5 protein-coding genes are annotated in these 3,301 nt (G+C 39.4%); all 5 read right to left on the bottom strand.

The features are described from left to right. Positions 1-160 precede the first annotated feature (160 nt). The 5 genes from BSR11_RS04985 to BSR11_RS05010 all read right to left on the bottom strand — a co-directional run bounded on the left by BSR11_RS04985 (position 161) and on the right by BSR11_RS05010 (position 3,165). Positions 161-1,153, bottom strand: coding sequence for a hypothetical protein (locus BSR11_RS04985; RefSeq protein WP_072669375.1), 993 nt, complete (start codon positions 1,151-1,153; stop codon positions 161-163). Between the two features lie 145 nt (positions 1,154-1,298). Further along, entirely contained in the window at positions 1,299-1,799 is a 501-nt protein-coding gene (locus BSR11_RS04995; protein ID WP_072669376.1) for a hypothetical protein, read from the bottom strand. Between the two features lie 134 nt (positions 1,800-1,933). Next, entirely contained in the window at positions 1,934-2,476 is a 543-nt protein-coding gene (locus tag BSR11_RS05000) for a hypothetical protein (protein ID WP_072669377.1), read from the bottom strand. A gap of 178 nt (positions 2,477-2,654) precedes the next feature. After that, positions 2,655-2,918 carry a Txe/YoeB family addiction module toxin gene (locus BSR11_RS05005; protein WP_010318499.1) on the bottom strand — a complete coding sequence of 88 codons (264 nt, stop codon included), beginning with the start codon at positions 2,916-2,918 and terminating at the stop codon, positions 2,655-2,657. Continuing rightward, positions 2,911-3,165, bottom strand: a complete 255-nt coding sequence (locus BSR11_RS05010; protein ID WP_009836585.1) for a type II toxin-antitoxin system Phd/YefM family antitoxin — start codon at positions 3,163-3,165, stop codon at positions 2,911-2,913. Before BSR11_RS05010 ends, BSR11_RS05005 begins: the two co-directional genes overlap by 8 nt. Between the last annotated feature and the right edge of the window lie 136 nt (positions 3,166-3,301).

The raw sequence follows: 3,301 nt of genomic DNA on the forward strand, positions 1-3,301 counted from the left end.
GAGAAAAGGCCACAACCGATTGATTTGGTGAGATTAAGCATAACGCCCAATTAAGGGGTGAACAACGCCTCCACCCAAACCTAAAGAATTGTGCTATAAACACTAAATTTGAAGTAGAAGCAAAAATACCGAGCGTTGTGAATCCCTCTTAAATTGTTTGTTAGCCATTTGTTTCCACGGACACTGACTCTTTGAACGACATTGAACTTGCATTATTCTCAATAAGAAATTGAAGCGTCCCAATTAAAACAGCGACCCCTTTATCAATTTCTTGAGATATTTCCCAATAATGCTTCTCTGCCTCCTTAAATCCTAAATCTGTTTCCGAGTACCTAGGACGAAACAATGGAAAATCTCCATGAGCAATGTCACTACGGAGTTTATAGAAGTCTTGTATTAGGCTTTTATTTGAACGAGGTAAAGGACCTAAAACGACTGGAAGTTTTCGGTTTAATCCTCGTGCTTTAGGCTCACCTTTGCTTAGATACAAATTTTCTATGACTTGAGATAACTGTAATACATCAGTGGACTCAATATCTCCTTTATACGATAGATGCAGTAAAACGGCACTTGCCTTGGTAATTGAAGTATTAGCGAGATTGAAAAATATTGAGCTATATTTTTCAAGCCAATACCAAGACTTTGTAACTGAGATTGGTTTGATTCGCGGCCAGCCATTTACCGATGAGTAGTGCCAACCACTTTCTAAATCTGCACAATGGAGCGACCTCCAAGTTTCGCCAACTTGAATATCTCCAAAATTGCAACCGCCACGTACAGCGATATTCAATACCAAAAATATTTGTTCCATCACCCTCTCAACGAACTTAAGCTCACTCCAATTCTCATCATCAAAGTTTTTTTCAATCGAAAAGTTAATACTTGCACTAAACGGATGCTCTGTATTACGCTTACTTAAATCTAACGAGAAGGTTCTAAAGAATTCGGCGCAATTTTCAGGCTTTAACTGAATTAGTTTTTCACAAATGTCACTAACGTCCAACGAAACATAAACAGTTCTATGTGAGTCAAGTTGTATCGCATAGCTCGTCAAAATTGATTCAATTTCACGCCATCCAAATATCACGTCATCGTGCTCAACTTCTGCACTACTTGGCGTAATGTTTCCGCACCTAATACTGATTGATTTCAAAATTGTCTCCGAATGGCTAACGCCCGCTTAAGGGGCAGACAACGCTACTACCAACTTACCGCATAACATCGTAACCACAAAAGCCAACGCATAATAAAAATGCCACGCGTTGGCTGTCCCTCTTGAAGCGTTTGTTAGGGCGGTGCTAAATGGTGCACTTTTCCCATGCTTCTAGCACGCGATTGTATTCTTTATTTAACCCAGCCACACCTTGTACACTCTTAGCTGGGGCAGTTGGAGGTGTACCTAATATTGATTCATTCCAATCAACCCACTTTACTCCAGATGAAATAGTTTGCGCGTAGTTAAATGCATTTGGTGACTGTAATTGGTAACTTTCATTTGCATCAAGATTAACTTGGCAAATTCCGCGAACGGTCGTTCCTTCGATACCAACGACAAGATCACCCTTTTTCATTGAGAAAAGAGACCACATTACCTTAGATGCATGACCTTCTTCACCATAAGCCAACTTGTTTAAGGCATTAACTGTTTCTAGGAACTCATTTTTATAATTGTTAGTAACTAACGGTAGCAACAAAGACAAATCACCAAGTTTCGGCCAACCTTGAGCCACAACTTTTCGATATTTAAGCTCTTCATAAGACGTGAAATCTCGATCAATTGCTAACCACCAAATATTCATATTATTAACCTTTATCTTTGTAAGCCCTAACGCCGCATTAAGGTGTGAGCGACGCTTGCCTATACTTTGAGCGAAGCGAAAACGGCAAGCGTTGCGAATCACTCTTAAATGCTTTGTTATGCCAATTTTTCGGGTTAGTACATTCCGTTTTTTACTTTACGAGTATCAGACATCCACCACTCACACATATCCCAACAATCGAGTTTGGTTTCCTCATTGCCCATACTTTTACGGATTTCCACCAAGAATGTACCCAGTAGTTTCATCATATCTTTCAGGAAGTTCTCTGGTTGTCCATTTTCGCCCATGTTGTACAAATATTGCATCATATCGTTATACGCTTTCACAACTTCATCGTTTGCCATTAAAGCAAGCTTAAAACCTAAACGTCTATATTCCAAAGTGAGCATCTTTGCAGTACCAACATCAGATTTATTTTTCCCTTTATTTCGCTTGTCCATTTCCCACGCAGCATCAGACATTAGGAGGATAATAAATGGCTCCAATATTTGGTTGTATATTTCAATACGGTCATCTCGAAGCTTATTTTCTAGCTCGATTTTACGTTCAATGTTTTGCTTAACTTTCCACCCTATTGACGATATAACAAGAACAATTATTGGGGTGGCTATACTACCTATTGCAGCAACAACATCTAACCAATGCTTTTCTTCCATCATGACTCCTAACTTAGTTTTTTCGCCATTGGCATAACGCCGCGTTAAGGGGTGAGCAACGCGACTACCAACTCACCGCATTGCACTAAAAACTAATAAAATCAACGCATAACAAAAATGTCACGCGTTGCGAATCCCTCTTTAACGCCTTGTTAGCTGCCTGACGATAAAGCCTAAATTAATAATGATAACGGCAAGAAATGATTGTGATAGCACTATCATCAACCGCATAAACTAGCCTATTCGTATCATCTATTCGTCGCGACCAAAAACCAGATAAATTTTCTTTTAGTGGTTCAGGTTTACCTATGCCCTCGAAAGGAGAACGCTTAACATCCGTGATGAGTTTATTTATACGTTTAAGTGTTTTCTTGTCTTGCGTCTGCCAATAAACATAATCATTCCAAGATTCATCAGTCCAAGATAATAAACGACTACTCATCGATTAAATCTCTTTGACTAACCTTACCCGCTTTAAACTGAGCAATTGAACGATGTAAGTGCTCAGCATTTGCCGGAGAACGAAGTAAATGAACCGTTTCCATTAAGCTATTGTAATAATCCAGTGACATAACAACGGCATCTTCAGAATCACGACGCGTGATGACGGTTGTATCTGCGTCATTAACAACAGCATCTAAAACGCTCTTCAAGCTATTTCTAGCTTCGGTAAAAGATACAATTCTCATAAAACCTCCACATGTACGTTTAATGAGACAAGTATATAACTAAAAAACCAACTTGTACAGCTAATGGAACATGCGAACTTGTAAGCAGCTAACGCCGCATTAAGGGGCAGCCAACGCTACTACCAAATCACTGCAT

This window comes from Vibrio injensis, from assembly GCF_001895205.1.
Classification (GTDB): domain Bacteria; phylum Pseudomonadota; class Gammaproteobacteria; order Enterobacterales; family Vibrionaceae; genus Vibrio; species Vibrio injensis.

What these genes read in the sequence shown, in the direction of transcription:
- BSR11_RS04995 (WP_072669376.1), bottom strand. Translation starts at nt 1,799, where the DNA reads ATGAATATTTGGTGGTTAGCAATTGATCGAGATTTCACGTCTTATGAA.
- BSR11_RS05000 (WP_072669377.1), bottom strand. Translation starts at nt 2,476, where the DNA reads ATGGAAGAAAAGCATTGGTTAGATGTTGTTGCTGCAATAGGTAGTATA.
- BSR11_RS05005 (WP_010318499.1), bottom strand. Translation starts at nt 2,918, where the DNA reads ATGAGTAGTCGTTTATTATCTTGGACTGATGAATCTTGGAATGATTAT.
- BSR11_RS05010 (WP_009836585.1), bottom strand. Translation starts at nt 3,165, where the DNA reads ATGAGAATTGTATCTTTTACCGAAGCTAGAAATAGCTTGAAGAGCGTT.